This window comes from Mesorhizobium sp. M2E.F.Ca.ET.209.01.1.1 (assembly GCF_004010375.2).
Lineage (GTDB): Bacteria > Pseudomonadota > Alphaproteobacteria > Rhizobiales > Rhizobiaceae > Mesorhizobium.
In genome coordinates, this window is sequence record NZ_SADP02000146.1 from 1 (window position 1) to 492 (window position 492).

The following is a 492-nucleotide window of genomic DNA, read 5'->3' on the forward strand; positions in this document are numbered from 1 at the left end:
GAGTTTTCGAGCGTGACGAAGCCGATCTCGACGAGAGCGGCGAGGCGCTGCGTCAGCATCTTGTCGGAGAGCGAAGGGATCTGCCGGCGCAGCTCGGAATAGCGCAGCGGCTTTTGCTTGATGCGCGCCAGGATGACCGTCTTCCACTTGCCGCCCAGAGCGTCGAGCGCGAACTCGACCGGGCAGCCATAAAGTCTACCGCGTTGTGTCATGCGCCGATCCTAGGCAAGCGGCAGGCGCGGCTAAAGCGGAAATCGCCCCGCCATGTGGCTAGGCGACGGGCGACGGCGCCCGGCATAGACTTCACCAAGGAGGAGCGATCATGAGTGTGCGGGACCCGAATCCAGTCGACCGGCGCGAGCCGAAGCGCGTCGCGATCGTCATCGCCAATCCGGCCATCTCGACGACGACAGGGTGGCCGGTCGGCTTCTGGTGGAGCGAGCTTACCCATCCCTGGTTCGCCTTCACCGAGCGCGGCTACGAGGTGGAAAT

The 492-nt window shown here is 64.6% G+C and carries 1 protein-coding gene; it reads right to left on the reverse strand.

Annotated elements, in window-relative coordinates; all coding sequences use genetic code 11:
- On the reverse strand, positions 1–212 hold a 212-nt coding region (locus EN852_RS35010; protein WP_135879613.1), incomplete at its 3' end, for a helix-turn-helix domain-containing protein.
- Positions 213–492: the final 280 nt, after the last annotated feature.